Source organism: Cellulosilyticum ruminicola JCM 14822, assembly GCF_001311925.1.
GTDB classification, from domain to species: domain Bacteria; phylum Bacillota; class Clostridia; order Lachnospirales; family Cellulosilyticaceae; genus Cellulosilyticum; species Cellulosilyticum ruminicola.
Genome location: NZ_BBCG01000008.1, coordinates 63751 through 81193 on the forward strand (window position 1 = coordinate 63751; position 17443 = coordinate 81193).

Sequence of the window (17443 nt, forward strand, 5' to 3'; positions counted from 1 at the left end):
TACGCAATTACAGAGAGCTGGTGATGGTGGGATACCAGTATTAAACGAATTAGATAAATGGCCTCCTGAGGGCATAATCAAAGGAACGTAAGGTTCTGAGTATTTTGTGACGTAACATCTGCGTTATAGATGAAGAATGTGATGGCATTCTGCGTAGAGTGCGTATACTAATGTATACGAATCAAGGTGGTACCGTGGGCTAAATCTAATGTCTATTTTATGAGAAATCATATTGAGATTAGGCGCTCATCCTTGGCTAATAGCTGAGGGTGGGCGTCTTTTTATATTTACTAGAGTCCTTACCTCAGCAGAATTGTAAAAATAAAATTTAAGAGTTTAGGGAGGTAGTAAAATGTTCTATCCAAGTTTAGAAGAAGTTAAAACACTTGCAAAAGCGTATAACAAAATACCAGTAAGCTTAGAAATGTATATGGATTTTCAAACACCTATGGGGGTACTTAGCCGCATTAAAGAAGAGTATGATCGTTACTTCTTACTTGAAAGTATTGAAGGCGGAGAAAAATGGGCACGTTATACGTTTATTGGATTTAATCCTAATGCCAGTTTTTATGTGAAGAACGGGAAAACTTGTTATGCGACAAGAGAAAAGGTTAAAAAGCTTACAGGCAATCCATTAGATGAGTTAAAGAAATTAATGGAAACATATCGTTCACCTAAAGGTTTAAAATTACCACCATTTACAGGTGGAGGTGTAGGTTACTTTGGTTATGATACTGTGAAGTATGTAGAGAACCTTAATTTCACTAATAAAGATGAATTGGATACGGATGATATTAAATTAATGTTCTTTGATGAAGTTATTTGTTTTGACCATTACAAACAAAAGATTATTTTAATTGTTAATATTGATGGTGAAAGACAAGATATAGAAGCGAGTTATGAAGAAGCTAAGGATCGTTTAAAAGAACTTGTACAATTTGTGAAACGTCCTTCTAAAAAGGTAGAAGTTAATTTTGATGATGAGATTGAATTTACAAGTAATATGTCAAAAGAAGAGTTTATCTCAAAGGTTGAAAAAGCAAAAGAATATATTGCTAACGGAGATATATTCCAAGTTGTACCTTCACAAGTGTTTAGGGCAAAAATAGAAAGCAATTTATTTGATGTGTATCGCATGCTTCGTACAATTAATCCATCACCTTATATGTATTTAATGCAATTCGAAGATTTACAGCTTGCAGGTGCTTCGCCAGAAACATTAGTAAAAGTACAAGATAAAGTTGTGGTAACACAACCAATTGCAGGCACTAGACCAAGAGGTAAAAATGATGAAGAAGATCAAAGATTATGTGAGGAACTTTTAAAAGATCCTAAAGAACTTGCAGAACATAATATGCTTGTAGATTTAGCCAGAAATGATATCGGACGTATTAGTGAATTTAATACGGTAGAAGTAACAGATTATATGGCACTAAAAAAACTTTCTCATGTAACACATATTACAACCAATGTAAAAGGTCAATTAAAAGAAGGTTTAAATGCAATTGATGTAGTGAAATCTATTTTACCAGCAGGAACTTTATCAGGTGCACCTAAAGTAAGGGCTATGGAAATTATTGAAGAACTTGAAAACAATAAACGTGGCATTTATGGTGGTGCAATTGGTTATATCGGATATGAAGGAAACTTAGATACTTGTATAGGTATTCGTACAGTTGTAAAAAAAGATGGTATGGCTTATATACAGGCAGGATGTGGCATAGTTCTAGATTCTAATCCAGAAGCTGAATATCAAGAAACAATTAATAAAGCATCAGCCTTATTTGAAGCAATGAAGAAAGTGAGGGAAATAATATGATTTTAATGATTGATAACTACGATAGCTTTACTTATAACTTATATCAATTTATTGGGGAAATTAATCCAGATATTAAAGTATTTCGTAATGATAAGATTACAATTGATGAAATTGAAAAGCTTAATCCAACACATCTTATTATTTCTCCAGGACCTAAGTATCCTAAAGATGCAGGAATTTCATTAGAAGCGATTCGTCATTTTAGTGGCAAGCTTCCTATCTTAGGTGTATGTCTTGGACATCAGTCAATAGGAGAAGCCTTTGGTAGTAAGGTTGTAAGAGCTAAACGCATTTTACATGGTAAGACAAGTGAAATTTATCTTAAAGAAGAATGTCCTATTTTTAAAGGGTTTGATGAAAAGTTTATAGCAGGGCGTTATCATTCACTGATTATTGATAAAGCAACTTTAAGTGAGGACTTAAGAATTACAGCAGTTGATCCAGATGGTGAAATTATGGGAATCAAACATAAAGAACACCCAACATATGGATTACAGTTCCATCCTGAATCTATTTTGACTCAACAGGGTAAGAAGATGATTAAAAATTTTTTGGAGGTGGGTATGTATGAATAGTTATATTAAAAAGTTAATCGAGGGTAATGACTTAAGTTATGAAGAAACAGCAGCAGCTATGGATATGATTATGAGCGGTAAGGCAACAGAAGCTCAAATAGGGAGCTTACTTACAGCACTTCGCATGAGAGGCGAGACAGTAGATGAAATCACAGCTAGTGCAAAGGTTATGAGAGAAAAATGCAATGTACTCAAAGGAACTGGAGACTTACTTGATATTGTAGGAACTGGTGGGGATTGTACAAATACATTTAATGTCTCTACAATTTCATCTTTAGTTGTAGCAGCAACGGGCGTTAAAATTGCGAAACATGGTAATCGCAGTGTTTCAAGCAAATGTGGAAGTGCAGATGTTTTAGAAGCCTTGGGGTGAAATTAGATATTACAAAAGAACAAAATGAGAAAGTATTAGATGAGGTCAATATTTGCTTCATGTTTGCACCGCTTTATCATAGTGCTATGAAATATGTGGCAGCGGCTAGAAAACAAATGGGGATTCGTACAATTTTTAATATTCTTGGGCCTTTAGCTAGTCCGGCCTTAGCTAATTTACAAGTATTAGGTGTTTATTCAGAAGAACTAGTAGAACCAATGGCAAAAGTACTTGCGAATTTAGGTGTCAAACATGCCATGGTTGTTTATGGGCAAGATGGAGTGGATGAAGTTTCATTATGTGCGCCAACTACAATTTGTGAAGTAAAAGGAAAAGAACTTCATTCATTTATATTAAATCCAAAAGAATTAGGGCTTACATTATGTAAGCAATCTGATTTAGTAGGAGGAGAAGCAGCCCTTAATAAAGAAATTGCTCTTCAAATCTTAAAAGGTGAAAAAGGTCCTAAACGTGATATGGTACTCCTTAACAGTGCAGTGGCTTTAAAAGTAGCACTTGATATGGATTTAAAAGAAGCCCTTAATCTAGCAGCAGAAATGATTGATTCAGGCAAAGCGTTACAAAAACTTAATGACTTTGTAGAGATGACAAATTCATTTGAGCAGGTGACAGTATGATTTTAGATGAAATAATTGCAAAACGTAAGCAAACGATTGCTCAGTTAAAAGAATATACTACTATTGAAGATTTCAAAGCACAAATCAAAGATAATACTTATCCTCATTATAGTTTCTTTGAGGCCTTAAGCGGTGTTAAAGACCTGTCCCCAAATACTAAGATTATTGCAGAGGTTAAGAAGGCATCACCTTCTAAAGGAATTATATGTGAGGAATTTGATTATATAAATATTGCTAAGGATTATGAAAAAGGCGGTGCATCAGCTATATCTGTTTTAACAGAGCCGGATTATTTCAAAGGGGATAATAGTTATTTAACAGCTATTAAAGAAGAAGTAAAACTTCCTTTATTAAGAAAGGATTTCATTATAGATGAGTGGCAAGTTTATGAAGCAAAAGCAATAGGAGCAGATGCAATTTTATTAATTGTAGCAGCTCTAGATCAAGAAACATTAGAAAGGCTACTTCAAAAAGCACATGAATTAGAAATGGATGTTTTAGTTGAAACTCATGATGAAGAAGAAGTAAAAAGAGCATTAGCAGCAGGGGCAAGAATTATTGGTGTAAACAATCGTAATTTACAAACTTTCGAAGTGAGCTTAAGTGTTTCTGAAAGACTTAGTAAACTCTTACCTAAAGAAAGCATTTTTGTAGCTGAGAGTGGTGTGAAAACTTTAGAGGACATGAAATTTATTAAAGACTTAGGAGCAAATGCAGTACTCATTGGAGAGGGTGTTGTAAAATCTGGCGATAGAATAAATAGATTAAAAGAGCTAATCGAAGTTTAAAAATGTGCATAACATATACAAATTTAAGGAGTTATACATGGTAAAACTTAAAATCTGTGGATTACGTAGGGTAAAAGATATTGAAGTTGTGAACAAATATGTACCAGAGTATATAGGATTTGTGTTTGCAAAAAGTAAACGTCAAGTATCTTTGGAAGAGGCTAAGATTTTAAAAGCTAAACTTCATCCGGAAATTAAGGCGGTAGGTGTATTTGTAAATGAATCAATTGCAAATGTTTGTAGATGTGTAGAAGAAAGAGTTATTGATTGTATTCAATTACATGGGGATGAAGATAACAATTATATCGTTAAGCTTAAGAAAAAAGTAAATGTACCTATAATAAAAGCCTTTCGTGTAGGAAGCAAAGAAGAACTGATAAGTAAGATAGAAAGCTTGGAAGAGGCACCTATAGATTACTATTTATTTGATACTTATACAGCAAGTGCATATGGTGGTAGTGGTGAAAGTTTTGATTGGAATAAGCTGAAATCATTGGTAGGTAAACAAATTCAAAAGCCATATTTCTTAGCAGGAGGTATAGGGAGTGATAATTTAAAAGAAGCCATAGCACACAAACCTTATGCCATTGATATGAGTAGTAAATTAGAAAATAATGCTTGTTTTAAAGATGAAAATAAGATTAAACAGATTATAGATATTTTTAATGAAGTAATTGAGTAATAAAAATTATTGATGAGGTGAAAAACATGAGTAAAAAAGGGAAATATGGAATATATGGTGGACAATATGTTCCAGAAACATTAATGAATGCATTAGAAGAACTTGAAAAGGCTTATGATGTATATAAAAATGATCAAGCATTTAATGAAGAATTGGATTTCTTATTTAAAGAATATACAGGCAGACCATCTCTTCTTTATTATGCAGAGAAAATGACTAAAGATTTAGGTGGTGCAAAAATTTATTTAAAACGTGAAGACCTTAATCATACAGGTTCTCATAAAATCAATAATGTATTAGGTCAAATGTTACTTGCAAAACGTATGGGGAAAAAACGTGTTATTGCTGAAACAGGAGCAGGACAACATGGAGTGGCAACAGCTACAATTGCAGCACTTATGGGATTTGAATGTGAAATCTACATGGGTGAGGAAGATACAGTAAGGCAAGCGCTTAACGTATATCGTATGGAACTTTTAGGTGCTAAAGTAAATCCTGTAACAACAGGGACTAAAACACTTAAAGATGCTGTTAATGCAGCCCTTCAAGACTGGGCACAAAATGTAGAAACTACATTTTATTGTATGGGTTCAGCAGTAGGTCCACATCCATATCCGGAAATTGTAAGAGATTTCCAAAGTGTTATTGGGAAAGAAATCAAAGTACAAACATTGGCTAAAGAAGGTAGACTTCCAGATGCGGTTATGGCTTGTGTAGGTGGCGGAAGTAATGCTATTGGTACATTTTATGATTTTATAGGAGATAAAGAAGTTGCTCTTTATGGTGCTGAAGCTGGTGGTAGGGATATTGAAACGATTGAGACAGCAGCTACAATGACTAAAGGAACACCAGGTATCTTCCATGGTATGAAAGCATACTTTTTACAAACAGACAATGGTAGTATTGCACCAGTTTACTCTATTTCAGCAGGACTCGATTATCCAGGAGTAGGGCCAGAACACAGTTATTTAAGAGATATAAATCGTGCCACATATTTACCAATTACAGATGATGAAGCTGTGGAAGCTTTCGAATATTTATCTAAAGTAGAAGGAATCATTCCAGCTATTGAAAGTTCACATGCTGTAGCATTAGCTAAAAAAATAGCACCAACTATGGATAAAGATAAGATTTTAGTTATTACCTTATCAGGTAGAGGAGATAAGGATGTAGCAGCAATCGCAAGATATAAGGGGGTAGATCTTCATGAGTAATATTAAGTTAGCATTTGAAAAGAAAAAATTAGAAGGTAAAAAAGCATTTATTCCATTTGTAACAGCAGGTGATCCAAATTTAGAAGCAACAGAACAGTTTATTTATGCTTTAGAAAAAGGTGGCAGCACACTTATTGAAATTGGTATTCCATTTTCAGATCCAGTAGCAGATGGGCCTGTTATTCAAGCTGCTAATTTACGTGCTATGGAAAATGATATTCACGTTAATAATGTATTTGATATGGTAGCAAAGATAAGAAAGAATACTCAAATCCCATTAGTGTTTTTAATGTATGCGAATACAATTTATCACTATGGCATTGCTGATTTCTTTAAAAGATGTCAGGAAGTAGGATTAGATGGGGTGATTATTGCAGATTTACCTTGTGAAGAAAAAGAAGAATTTGATGCATATGCAAGAGATCTTGATATTGATCTTATTGCTCTTGTAGCACCAACTTCTAGAGCACGTACAGAAAAAATCTGTGAAACAGCTAGAGGGTTCTTATACTGTGTATCTTCTTTAGGGGTAACAGGTATGAGAAGCCAAATTGAAACGGATTTTGGAGAAATGTTTGAGACCATTAAAAAGTATAGCAAAATTCCAACAGCTTTAGGCTTTGGTATTTCTAATGCAGAGCAAGCAGCAGTTCTTAAAGATTATGCAGATGGTATCATCATTGGAAGTGCAGTGGTTAGAATTATTGAAGAAAAAGGTGTTGAGGCTGCACCGGCTTTAGAAGCTTTTGCTAGAAGCGTTGTAGACGTATTATAAAATAGTACAAATTTATAACCTTTTAAAAGGTTATTTGGAGTATGAGAAATAAAATAGCCCCCAAGAATTTAATTCTTGGAGGCTATTTTATAGTTTATTAGAAAGGGATAGTAGTATTAATTAGAGCATTGACAGAAAAATAGAGTTTTAATCAAGGCAATGCAAATTATATGAGGAAATTTATATATGTTGATTTTCTAAGTAGGCCTTATTATAATGAATAAGAATGATTTAGTCAGAAAACAAAAGTTTTAAAATAAATTGAATGGCACGAAAGAAAGGAATATCCTTATGCGCTTAAGAAGAGATGCAAGAGCTACAGATTACTTAGCACAAGACGAAAGAGTAATTCAAAAACCAGAAGAATTAAAAGGAAAATGGAAAGAACACTTCGGTAACGACAATCCTATTCATGTAGAATTTGGATGCGGTAAAGGTGGATTCATCACACAACTTGCTTTAAGAAATCCAGACATTAACTATATTGCAGCTGAAAGAGCGGAAACAGTTGTATATAAAGCTTGTAAAAAAGCTAATGCCAGTGAAGAAACACCTAAAAACTTAAGATTCTTATTCTTCGATGTACACAACTGTACAGATATCTTTGAGGCAGGAGAGGTAGATAGACTTTATCTTAACTTCTCAGATCCATGGCCAAAGAAAAGACATGCAAACAGAAGATTAACATATAGAGAATTCTTAGATCGCTATGAACAAATCTTAGCAGATAATGGTGAAATTCATTTCAAAACAGATAACAAAGGATTATTTGCTTCATCAATTGAAGAGCTTTCACTTAGAAATTGGCTTATGAAAAATGTTACTTTAGATTTACACAATAGTGATATGGAAGATAACATTATGACAGAATACGAAAAGAAATTCTCAGAGCTTGGATTCACCATCAATCGCTTAGAAGCAGTAAAACCAAATAGATAAAATAGCAAATAAACTTTGAAAACAAAAGTGTGAGAATAAACGGGAAAAAGGCAACCTTATGATAGTCAAAGACTTGATAAGGTTGCTTTTTTCGTGTGAATAGAAGTAGTAGATAAAGTCATAATAAATAAGGAGAATATTATATTGCATTTATAAATGATATATAATAAACTAACCTTGTGTTTGAGTTTAAAAAATTTTATAAGTAAAGCATATGATATATATATTTAAGGAGGAACAAAAATGGCATTTAAATTTGAAGATGGAAACTTCCAAACAGAAGTACTTGAGTCATCAATTCCAGTAGTAGTAGATTTTTATGCAGACTGGTGTGGACCATGTAAAATGATGTCACCAGTTATTGACGAATTAGCTACCGAATATGAAGGAGAAGTTAAGATCGGAAAAATTAACACAGACGAAAATCGTGCTATCGCAAGCAAATATAATGTGATGAGCATTCCAACAATCATCTTAATCAAAGATGGTCAAGTAGTAGACACAGTAGTAGGTGCATTACCAAAAACAGTACTTCAACAAAAAATCGAAGGTATGCTATAAGACAAGGATCTTCAGCGGGTTCGTCAAAAAACGCCCCCACTCAGCTACATTCTACACAATTTGTGATACTCTAAGTTTAATATGTAAAGAAATGGTGTGAACTCACTACGCTGGCGCTTCGTTCAGACAGTACACCTAAAACCTTTTTACATATTTTCACTAAGAGTATCAACAAATTATTCCGAAGGTAGCGTAAGGTGGGGGTGTTTTTTGACTTCCTGTTGAACGCTTCCTAATAGCAACAGACGTTAAAAAAATGCAGATAAGATTTTGCAAGTTATATCAAGAATTAATGGTTGGGGATGTGGTATTCTTTAAAGGAAGGGAGAGATAAAAAGCAATGTATGAGTGGCATGAGGCAATACAGAAGATGATTTATTGGATTGAAGATCACTTGGAGGAGAATCCTACTTTATTGGAGATGTCGCAGCATATCGAAGAAATCCTGTACCTGTGCCACTATGTAGCATGCAGAATGTGGTCTTTCCTGAATATTATTTAAAAGAGGGAGGAGCTATTATGAATAAAACAATTTTAACAGATGCAAATGTAAGAGTTGATCACATCCCGGAACATAAATATATTGGTTAGAAGCAAAAGACTATATGAGTTTTTGGGATAGACATGATTGTGACAAGGTATGTGGTATCATTGATAGCATGAGTCATGTATCAAATGCTATTGTGACTGGTCATACAGCAGGATGGTTTAAGGAAAATAGTAAACAAGGATACTTTTATGGTTTTGGGGTAGATGCTGACTATAATGGCGTGATTCCTGAAGGGTTTGAAGATAAGTGTTAGATAAATAGAAGAAGGATATTAAATAAATAGCTGCATGAACTTAAAGGAAGAAGTGCATACAGCTATTTTCATAGAGAATAAATTATTTTTTTTGCGTTCTATTTTTATACCACTGTCTTGGTGATTGAGGTTTTTTATAAGGGGGAATAGTTTTTCAAGTTCTACTAAAACCACATCTTTTGCAATAAGCTTACTATCAATTGCACGGTTGATATTTGTTAAGATTACTGCAATGACTGGTGAAGCGAAGAACATACCAAGAGGTCCCCAAAGAGCGCCACCTATGATAATACCTGTGATAATCCAAAATGGACTAAGTCCAATAGAATCGCCAAGAATCTTTGGCCCTAATACTAAGCCATCGAATTGTTGAAGGATAACGATAAAGATTAAAACAGCAACTGCTGATGGTAATCCTTCAAATAGTGTAATAGCTACAGCAGGAATTGCGCCTAATATTGGTCCGAAGTATGGAATCATATTAAAGAGGCCAATGATTACTGCTAATAATAAGGAATATGGATTTTTCATAAAAGATAATCCAATAAAGGCAATCAAACCTATAATGAATGAATCAATAAATTTCCCCACAAAGAACTGAATAAAGACACTGTGGCCTTCTGAAAAAATGGCAATTACTTTTTCAGCACGTTTTTTGGAAAGAAGTGAATAAGTTACACGTTTTGAAGCATAGGCAAATGCTTCTTTTTGCATAAGGGCATAAAACGCAATAACGAGACCTATTACAAAATTAAGTAATGAAGAAGCAATAGTAATTGCTTGAGACATAATGAGCGTTACTAAATTATTGATTGTATCAAAAGCTGATGTTGATAAAAGCTTTTGCAAATCAAATTGATCAAATAATGTAGCTACATTAAGCTCGTTAGGTAGAATGATACCGTTTTGATTTAAATCCTGTTGAAGCTGAGTGAGTGTAGCCGTAAGTTCCCTCTTATAAATAGGCAACATTGTCGCTAATTCTTTTAAGTTGTTGACCAGTTGTGGAATAAGGTAGCGGAACATAAGAATAATAGTTCCTACAACACATAAATAAACGGCAACAATAGAAGTTGTACGAATAAATGTTCTTGTACGTTTTTGAGTTGGTCTAAACTTCATTAGTAAAAATCTCTCAAAGAAATCCATAATAGGATTAAAGAGATAAGCAATAAGAAGTCCATAAAAGATTGGCGAAAGAACACTAGCAATGCCTTTAAGAAACGTCATTATAGAAGGTGCAATGTTATCAGTGTTAGAAGAAACACGATAAAATAAAATTGATAAGATAATGACGCCAAGGGCATATAAGGAAATTTCAAAGTAACGATTGTCTTTCCAAAAGTTTTCATATATACACCTCCAAAAAGTTACAAGTTTATTTTAACATAGATATCTTTAAAAGTATGAAGAAGGTATGAAAAAAATAGAAAAACATGTTGACATATGAAGTTGAATTATATATAATGATTTCTGTCCTTGAAAGGGGATGAAGAAAATAGATGCGGGAATGCTGGAATTGGCAGACAGGCTAGACTAAGGATCTAGTGATTGTATGATCGTGAGGGTTCAAGTCCCTTTTCCCGCACTAAGAGAAGAAGCAGTTGCATTGAGAATTCAATGTAGCTGCTTTTTTGTCGATTTATAGAAGTGTTATTTATACCTTATAAAATATATGCTATAAGAAGTGGATATTGATTCAATGAATAAGGTTTAGAACAATAAAAAAGAAAAAATAAAAAAAAAAATAAAAAAAAATTGACATATGTAAATGGTTAGTATATAATAAATATTGTCTTCGAGAGGAGACAAATTGAATAGATGCGGGAATGCTGGAATTGGCAGACAGGCTAGACTAAGGATCTAGTGATTGTATGATCGTGAGGGTTCAAGTCCCTTTTCCCGCACTAACAAAGCCCTGAAGCAGTATTTCTAATACTTCAGGGCTTTTCGTTATATAAATGTTTAACATCAGATTTATATCTATTAGGAAGAGAAACTATTAAATATTGTTTAAGAAATGATAGTTTAGAGGAATATGTAGAGTTAATTTATATCCAATATTAAGGAATGAAGGAAATTTTATCTGTTTGTGGGATATGGAAAGATATAAAATAAAGTAAATGCAGTAAAATGTATGTATAAAATTATTTCTAAAACTCAATTATTAACAAAATGTTCACAAACTAGAAGTAAATTGTACAAGAAGTGGTGGTAATATATAGAAGAACGGAACAGTGGTTGCAACGGAAGCAACCACGCAAATTGATGATTATTGTTACTTTATTCCCCTAAACTCGAAACTCCCCTAAATACATTATAAAGTAACAATTAATTATTCAAATAGCAAACCCTTACAAAACTCTATTTTTTACACCACATCCCCCAATGTGGTGTGTTTTTTATGCGCAAAATTGTGTGGATGCACTAAAGGGTCAGCCGCTGTGCTAGGCTGAGAAATGCTACGCTCTATGGAATTTGTGATACTCTAAAGGTAGCTTGTTCTCAGCCTAGTATAGCGGTTTTCTTTATTGCATGACAATTTTGCGATGAGGACATGATGATTTTTATATTCCCAACACAAATTAGGAATATAATGGTTTGAAATATAAAGAAATAGGTTATATTTATATTAAAGATATGATGTTACATATGTTTAAGCAAAAGATAAGTGTGCCTTGTTTGAGAAGAAGGAGGGTGGAGGGATTGTTAACAGACCGAATGGAAAAATGGTTTGATAAAGTGGGAAAGAAAATATTAATTGCGATTGGTGTTATTATTGCTATTTATTTGACTTTTAAATTTAGGATTTTGAGGCTTGTGGCGCCGTTTATTGTGGCTTGGATTTTTTCGTGTATATTAAATCCTTTTGTAACTTGGGCCCATAGGAAGCTTAAGTTAAATAGAGGTGTGGGCAGCATAATTAGTATGCTGAGATTTTGAGTGCTTTAGTAGCAGTTATTTATGCTATTGTGAGAAAACTATGGATGCAAGTTACGGGACTTGCTAGAGATTTGCCTTATTACAGTAATAATGTAGTGGATGGTTTTAATAATTTTGAAGAGAAGCTTGCAGTTATATTTAAGATGGTACCTCTTACGGATACTATTAGTAATATTGATACGCTTATTGCCCAGTTTTTAAAGGGCATAAGTAGTGTAATTACTTCTATGATTCCAAATGTTTATGGGGCTGTAGCGGCTGTGCCAGATGTGGTGATTTTTATTATTATTACCATACTTTCAACATTCTTTATGACTAAAGATCATTATTATATAAAAGGATTTGTAAAGGCCCAGCTTTCAGATACGATTATTGATAAAGTTGTGGTTATGCAGGAAGGATTAATTCAAGCAGTTGGGGGATATATTAAGACACAATTTATTTTAATGAGTATTACCTTTACAATTTGTCTTGTAGGATTATTTATATTAGGTCAGCCATATACATTATTATTAGCACTTGTTATAGCAATAATTGATGCATTACCTGTCTTTGGCAGTGGTACAATATTGATACCTTGTGGTTTTTATAATATTATAGTAGGGAACTACTCATTAGGCTTAGGTTTAATTATAATCTATGGTGTGATATTTGTTATGAGACAGACAATGGAGCCTAGAATATTAGCAAATCAGATTGGGGTATATGCATTAGTTACAATTATGGCTGTTTATATAGGTTATAAAGTAATCGGTGTATTTGGATTGATTATTGGACCAGCAATTGTAGTCATTATACAGATGCTGCAAAATGTAGGAGCCATCCCTAAGTTTAAGCCAGTGAAGAAAATAGACCATAGGGGAGAATAGTTGAGATGAGAAACATACATGTAGATGTCATTACAAATGCAGTAAAGAAGTTGTGTATCGAAGCTAATTATTATTTACCAAAGGATGTTTACGGTGCACTTGAAGCAGGAAAACAAAAGGAAGTAAGCTCAGTAGGAAAAAGCATCTTAGAAGATATTTGTGTGAATGCAGATATTGCTAAAAATGAAGATATTCCTATTTGCCAAGATACTGGGACAGCAGTTATTTTTGTTAAATTAGGTCAAGAAGTGCATGTAGAAGGCGGGCTTTTAAAAGATGCCATTAATGAAGGTGTTCGCAGAGGATATATCGATGGCTATTTAAGAAAATCTATTGTAGAAAATCCACTTTATCGTAAAAATACAGGAGATAATACGCCAGCTATTATCCACTATGAAATCGTAGAAGGGGATAAAATTGAAATCCTTGTAGCACCAAAAGGTGGCGGAAGTGAAAATATGAGTAAAGTATATATGCTCAAACCATCTGATGGCATTGAAGGTGTAAAAAGATGTGTGAAGGAAGCTGTAAGTTTAGCAGGACCTAATGCTTGCTTACCAGTAGTAATAGGTATTGGGATTGGTGGAAATTTTGAAAAGAGTACATTACTTGCAAAGACAGCCCTTACACGTCATGTAGGAAGTCATAATGAAGATCCACGCATGAGAGAGCTTGAAGAAGAACTTTTAGAAGAAATTAATGCAATGGGTATTGGACCACAAGGATTAGGCGGAAAGGTAACAGCCCTTGCTGTACATATTGAATCTTATCCATGTCATATTGCATCTATGCCACTTGCTATTAACATGGGATGTCATGTAAATAGACATCAGAGTGTAATTTTATAAAAAGAAAAATTTAAAATATAGATGTGAATATGAGGGGGATTAATGTGAGTAAAGTAGTAAACGTACCAATGACAAGAGAAGAAGCTAGAAATCTTAAAGCGGGTGAAAACCTTTTATTAAATGGCATCATGTATACATCACGTGATGCAGCTCATAAACGCATTATAGATGGATATAAAGAGGGAAAAGATTTTCCAATAGATTTAAAAAATGTAGCCATTTATTATGCGGGACCAGCACCAGCTAAACCAGGACAAATCATCGGAAGTTGTGGGCCTACAACAAGCGGACGTATGGATGCTTATGCACCACAATTTATGGCTTGGGGTCAAACTGTTATGATTGGAAAAGGACTTAGAAATGATGCAGTTATTGATGCTATGAAAAAAGAAGGTGCAGTTTATCTTACAGCTATCGGTGGTGCAGGTGCGCTCCTTTCTAAATGTGTTAAGAAAATGGAATGTGTAGCTTATGAGGATTTAGGTGCAGAAGCTATTTATAAATTAGAGGTTGAAAACTTTCCTGTTATTGTAACAATTGATAGTGAAGGAAATAATCTTTATACCACAGGAAAAGAAGCATACTGTGAGACAAAGTAACGTATAGTTAATAGAAATGTTAAGTGAGTTTGATAGGAGGTAAGAATATGGATTCAGGTGAAAATAATAAAGATTATAAGCCAGAAAGCGGTACGATAGACCTAAATAAAACGGTTGAAGATATACATAACCTGGTACAACAAGAGAATACATCAACAGAAAATCAAGAGACAGTGCAGTCAGACCAAAATATTCAGATGACAGCATCATTAAAGCGTAGAGATAGAAGAAAAAATAGAGGGCCTAAAAAGTTAATGAATGGTTGGTTAGTGGCACTTTGCATAATTTGTGGATGTGTTACATTTGTATTTGTTTGGGGAAGTATATTTAAATCATTTATGTCAGCAGGTAGCAAAGCGGCAAATGCAAGCGCAATCCCAGCGGGAAATACTATTGATGTTGTAAAGGTAGAAGGAACTATCGCTGAAGGCCAAATTAGTTATAATCACATATGGACATTGAATCGTATTGACTCACTTATGAAACGACCAACGAATAAAGGAATTTTATTATATGTAAATTCCCCAGGTGGTGGCATTTATGAATCTGATGAACTTTATTTGAAATTAAAAGAGTATAAAGAGAAAACAGGCAGACCAGTTTATGCGTATATGGCACAAACAGCCGCATCTGGTGGCTTATATGTATGTATGGCAGCAGATAAAATCTATGCTAATCGTATGACACTTACTGGTTCTATTGGCGTTATTATGTCTCTTACAGATACAACAGGACTTCAAAAATTAATTGGTATCAAATCAGAAAATATTGTTTCAGGTAGGAACAAAGCAATGGGTAATCCATTAACAGAAGAACAACGTGCTATTTTACAAAGTATCATTGATGAAAACTATGAAATTTTTGTAGATGTTATAGCTGAAAACAGAGGATTAGATGAAGCGACAGTTAAGAAGTTAGCTGATGGTCGTGTATATAGTCCAAAGCAAGCTAAAGAAGTTGGTATAATTGATGAAATTGCTGATTTTGATAAAGCGGTTGCAGAATTAAAAAAAATAGATAGCGTTGGAGAAGATGCTAGACTTTATTATGATGATCCACCATCAAGTTTCTTACAACAAATCATATCAGCAAAAAGCAGTTTAAGTCTGGGCAAAGCGGATAGTGATTTTAGTGCAATTCGTTCTTATATTGATAATAATAAAGAAATGAAAGTCATGTATATGATGCAGTAAAAAGGGGTTACCAAATAGGTTGCTGGGGTAATGCTGGCTTCGCGCACTCAGACAGTCAACCTAAGAGCACTTTCCTAAGCCTATCAGGAAATTACTCCAGAGGCAGCGTCTAAACCATCATTACCACTAGATTAGAAGGTATAAAAGAAAATTGAATAAAAAGAAGGAGCAGAGGCTACTTGCAAAATAATTTTTGTAGGTAGCCTCTGTTTCATATGTAAGGGTTAATCTTTCACATAAGATTTAATGAGTACTTACCTTGATGGAAATTTTAGTGATAATATCTTTAGAGTTTTGAACGACTAATAAGTCTACTATAGTTGCTTCGTTAGAATAAGAGTAGAGATTATAATAGGCATTTGTTTTATTAAAGGTAAAAAAGCGTATCATTATTAATGTGTAATCAAATATTGCCTTTTTCGTGAAATGTGTTGAATAAATTTTCTTAAAATGATAGTATTTTATAAACAGTAATTAAAAAGACTATTAAGATATTAGGGAGGAGTACATCGTGAAGTATTGGCAAAAGGAAGAAACAATGAGTTTAGAGGAAAAAAGAGCATTACAAGGGGAAAGACTTATAAAAACAGTTAACAGAGTATATAATAATGTGCCTTTTTATAACAAAAAAATGAAAGAGATTGGTATAGAGCCAGGGGATATTAAAGGAATTGATGACTTGAAGAATCTTCCTTTTACAACTAAACAAGATTTGAGAGATCATTATCCATATGGTCTTTTTGCAGCGCCTATGAAAGAAGTTGTTAGAATCCATGCTTCCTCAGGAACAACAGGTCAGCCAACAGTTGTAGGGTATACAAAAAATGATATTAAAATGTGGCAGGATGTATTTGGAAGATGTGCTATAGCTTATGGTTTAACAGATGAAGATGTAGTACAAATTGCGTATGGCTACGGTTTATTTACAGGAGGCTTAGGTGCTCACTATGGATTTGAAGAATTTGGGGCAACAGTTGTGCCTATTTCAGGAGGAAATACAAGAAAACAAATCAACTTATTCAAGAATTCGGGACAACAGCACTTGCATGTACACCATCTTATGCTTTGTATATTGGCGAAACAATGCAAAACATGGGAATAGACCCTAGAAGTACAAAACTTCGCGTAGGTATATTTGGTGCAGAACCATGGACAGAAGAAATGCGAGAGCAAATCGAAAGCTTACTTGGCATTAAAGCTATGAATATTTATGGATTAAGTGAAATTATGGGACCAGGTGTAGCCTTTGATTGTGAGGCAAGAAATGGCTTACACATTAATGAAGACCACTTCGTACCAGAGATTATTGATCCTCAAACATTAGAAGTATTACCTTATGGACAGGAAGGGGAACTTGTATTTACATGTATTACAAAAGAAGCTTTGCCACTTATTCGTTATCGTACAAGAGATTTAACACACCTTGATAATACACCTTGTTCATGTGGTAGAAGTTTAGTACGTATGGGACGTATTAATGGTCGTAGTGATGATATGCTGATCATTCGTGGAGTTAATTTATTCCCATCACAAGTAGAAAGCGTTATTTTAAAGGTTGCAGAAGTTGCACCACACTATGTATTAATCGTAGACCGCATCAATAACTTAGACACTGTAGAAGTGTGGGTAGAAGCTAAAGAAGGTTTAATCTCAGACTCTATTAAATCAATAGAAAAAGTAGAAAAACGTATTACAAATGATTTGGTAAGTTTAACAGGATTACATATTAAAGTAAAAATCGTAGAACCTAAAACAATTGAACGTAGCGAAGGTAAAGCAAAACGAATCATTGATAAACGTAAAAAATAATAAGGATAGGATATC

At 33.7% G+C, this 17443-nt stretch carries 15 protein-coding genes, 2 tRNA genes and 2 pseudogenes; 18 read left to right on the forward strand and 1 reads right to left on the reverse strand.

All coding sequences use genetic code 11. The annotated features are described in order from the left end of the window. Nucleotides 1-352: 352 nt before the first annotated feature. From trpE to JCM14822_RS04575, 10 genes and pseudogenes are all read left to right on the forward strand, one after another. Complete coding sequence (gene trpE / locus JCM14822_RS04530) at nucleotides 353-1819, forward strand: anthranilate synthase component I (protein ID WP_054740080.1); 1467 nt, start codon at nucleotides 353-355, stop codon at nucleotides 1817-1819. Next, complete coding sequence (locus JCM14822_RS04535; RefSeq protein ID WP_054740082.1) at nucleotides 1816-2394, forward strand: anthranilate synthase component II; 579 nt, start codon at nucleotides 1816-1818, stop codon at nucleotides 2392-2394. Before trpE ends, JCM14822_RS04535 begins: the two co-directional genes overlap by 4 nt. Then, nucleotides 2387-3405, forward strand: a pseudogene (gene trpD / locus JCM14822_RS04540) (anthranilate phosphoribosyltransferase). Before JCM14822_RS04535 ends, trpD begins: the two are co-directional and overlap by 8 nt. Beyond that, on the forward strand, nucleotides 3402-4193 hold the full coding sequence (gene trpC, locus JCM14822_RS04545; protein WP_054740083.1) for an indole-3-glycerol phosphate synthase TrpC: 792 nt from the start codon (nucleotides 3402-3404) through the stop codon (nucleotides 4191-4193). The pseudogene trpD and the gene trpC overlap by 4 nt, the downstream one beginning before the upstream one ends. A gap of 37 nt (nucleotides 4194-4230) precedes the next feature. After that, nucleotides 4231-4875 carry a phosphoribosylanthranilate isomerase gene (locus tag JCM14822_RS04550; protein ID WP_054740085.1) on the forward strand — a complete coding sequence of 215 codons (645 nt, stop codon included), beginning with the start codon at nucleotides 4231-4233 and terminating at the stop codon, nucleotides 4873-4875. Between the two features lie 26 nt (nucleotides 4876-4901). Then, entirely contained in the window at nucleotides 4902-6089 is a 1188-nt protein-coding gene (gene trpB / locus JCM14822_RS04555; RefSeq protein WP_054740087.1) for a tryptophan synthase subunit beta, read from the forward strand. Next, nucleotides 6082-6864 (forward strand): tryptophan synthase subunit alpha, encoded by a 783-nt coding sequence (trpA, locus tag JCM14822_RS04560; protein ID WP_054740089.1) that lies wholly within the window; start codon nucleotides 6082-6084, stop codon nucleotides 6862-6864. Before trpB ends, trpA begins: the two co-directional genes overlap by 8 nt. Nucleotides 6865-7155: 291 nt before the next feature. Next, entirely contained in the window at nucleotides 7156-7803 is a 648-nt protein-coding gene (gene trmB, locus JCM14822_RS04565) for a tRNA (guanosine(46)-N7)-methyltransferase TrmB (protein WP_054740091.1), read from the forward strand. Nucleotides 7804-8046: 243 nt separating this feature from the next. After that, entirely contained in the window at nucleotides 8047-8364 is a 318-nt protein-coding gene (trxA, locus tag JCM14822_RS04570; RefSeq protein WP_054740092.1) for a thioredoxin, read from the forward strand. A 605-nt stretch (nucleotides 8365-8969) separates the two neighbouring features. Next, nucleotides 8970-9167: a hypothetical protein gene (locus tag JCM14822_RS04575; RefSeq protein ID WP_054740094.1), complete on the forward strand. Its 198-nt coding sequence runs from the start codon at nucleotides 8970-8972 to the stop codon at nucleotides 9165-9167. 18 nt (nucleotides 9168-9185) lie between these two features. Here JCM14822_RS04575 and JCM14822_RS04580 read toward each other — a convergent pair whose 3' ends face one another. Next, nucleotides 9186-10397 carry an AI-2E family transporter gene (locus JCM14822_RS04580; protein WP_083461260.1) on the reverse strand — a complete coding sequence of 404 codons (1212 nt, stop codon included), beginning with the start codon at nucleotides 10395-10397 and terminating at the stop codon, nucleotides 9186-9188. A gap of 274 nt (nucleotides 10398-10671) precedes the next feature. Between JCM14822_RS04580 and JCM14822_RS04585 the strand changes: the two genes are divergently transcribed. The 8 genes and pseudogenes from JCM14822_RS04585 (at nucleotide 10672) to JCM14822_RS24410 (ending at nucleotide 17428) form a co-directional block, all read left to right on the forward strand. Further along, nucleotides 10672-10755 (forward strand) — tRNA-Leu (locus JCM14822_RS04585). A 235-nt stretch (nucleotides 10756-10990) separates the two neighbouring features. Next, nucleotides 10991-11074, forward strand: a tRNA-Leu gene (locus tag JCM14822_RS04590). A 799-nt stretch (nucleotides 11075-11873) separates the two neighbouring features. Continuing rightward, nucleotides 11874-12110 (forward strand): hypothetical protein, encoded by a 237-nt coding sequence (locus JCM14822_RS04595; protein WP_172674765.1) that lies wholly within the window; start codon nucleotides 11874-11876, stop codon nucleotides 12108-12110. Next, a complete protein-coding gene (gene ytvI / locus JCM14822_RS04600; RefSeq protein WP_054740100.1) occupies nucleotides 12107-12979 on the forward strand; it encodes a sporulation integral membrane protein YtvI in 873 nt (290 codons plus the stop codon). The genes JCM14822_RS04595 and ytvI overlap by 4 nt, the downstream gene beginning before the upstream one ends. Before the next feature lie 5 nt (nucleotides 12980-12984). Next, complete coding sequence (locus JCM14822_RS04605; RefSeq protein WP_054740102.1) at nucleotides 12985-13827, forward strand: fumarate hydratase; 843 nt, start codon at nucleotides 12985-12987, stop codon at nucleotides 13825-13827. Nucleotides 13828-13871: 44 nt separating this feature from the next. After that, nucleotides 13872-14426, forward strand: a complete 555-nt coding sequence (locus JCM14822_RS04610) for a Fe-S-containing hydro-lyase (RefSeq protein WP_172674766.1) — start codon at nucleotides 13872-13874, stop codon at nucleotides 14424-14426. Between the two features lie 47 nt (nucleotides 14427-14473). Continuing rightward, nucleotides 14474-15619, forward strand: coding sequence for a signal peptide peptidase SppA (gene sppA / locus JCM14822_RS04615; protein ID WP_054740106.1), 1146 nt, complete (start codon nucleotides 14474-14476; stop codon nucleotides 15617-15619). Between the two features lie 538 nt (nucleotides 15620-16157). Further along, nucleotides 16158-17428: pseudogene (locus tag JCM14822_RS24410) on the forward strand (phenylacetate--CoA ligase family protein). Nucleotides 17429-17443 lie beyond the last annotated feature (15 nt).

What these genes read in the sequence shown, in the direction of transcription:
- trpE (WP_054740080.1), top strand. Translation starts at nt 353, where the DNA reads ATGTTCTATCCAAGTTTAGAAGAAGTTAAAACACTTGCAAAAGCGTAT.
- JCM14822_RS04535 (WP_054740082.1), top strand. Translation starts at nt 1,816, where the DNA reads ATGATTTTAATGATTGATAACTACGATAGCTTTACTTATAACTTATAT.
- trpC (WP_054740083.1), top strand. Translation starts at nt 3,402, where the DNA reads ATGATTTTAGATGAAATAATTGCAAAACGTAAGCAAACGATTGCTCAG.
- JCM14822_RS04550 (WP_054740085.1), top strand. Translation starts at nt 4,231, where the DNA reads ATGGTAAAACTTAAAATCTGTGGATTACGTAGGGTAAAAGATATTGAA.
- trpB (WP_054740087.1), top strand. Translation starts at nt 4,902, where the DNA reads ATGAGTAAAAAAGGGAAATATGGAATATATGGTGGACAATATGTTCCA.
- trpA (WP_054740089.1), top strand. Translation starts at nt 6,082, where the DNA reads ATGAGTAATATTAAGTTAGCATTTGAAAAGAAAAAATTAGAAGGTAAA.
- trmB (WP_054740091.1), top strand. Translation starts at nt 7,156, where the DNA reads ATGCGCTTAAGAAGAGATGCAAGAGCTACAGATTACTTAGCACAAGAC.
- trxA (WP_054740092.1), top strand. Translation starts at nt 8,047, where the DNA reads ATGGCATTTAAATTTGAAGATGGAAACTTCCAAACAGAAGTACTTGAG.
- JCM14822_RS04575 (WP_054740094.1), top strand. Translation starts at nt 8,970, where the DNA reads ATGAGTTTTTGGGATAGACATGATTGTGACAAGGTATGTGGTATCATT.
- JCM14822_RS04580 (WP_083461260.1), bottom strand. Translation starts at nt 10,397, where the DNA reads ATGACGTTTCTTAAAGGCATTGCTAGTGTTCTTTCGCCAATCTTTTAT.
- JCM14822_RS04605 (WP_054740102.1), top strand. Translation starts at nt 12,985, where the DNA reads ATGAGAAACATACATGTAGATGTCATTACAAATGCAGTAAAGAAGTTG.
- sppA (WP_054740106.1), top strand. Translation starts at nt 14,474, where the DNA reads ATGGATTCAGGTGAAAATAATAAAGATTATAAGCCAGAAAGCGGTACG.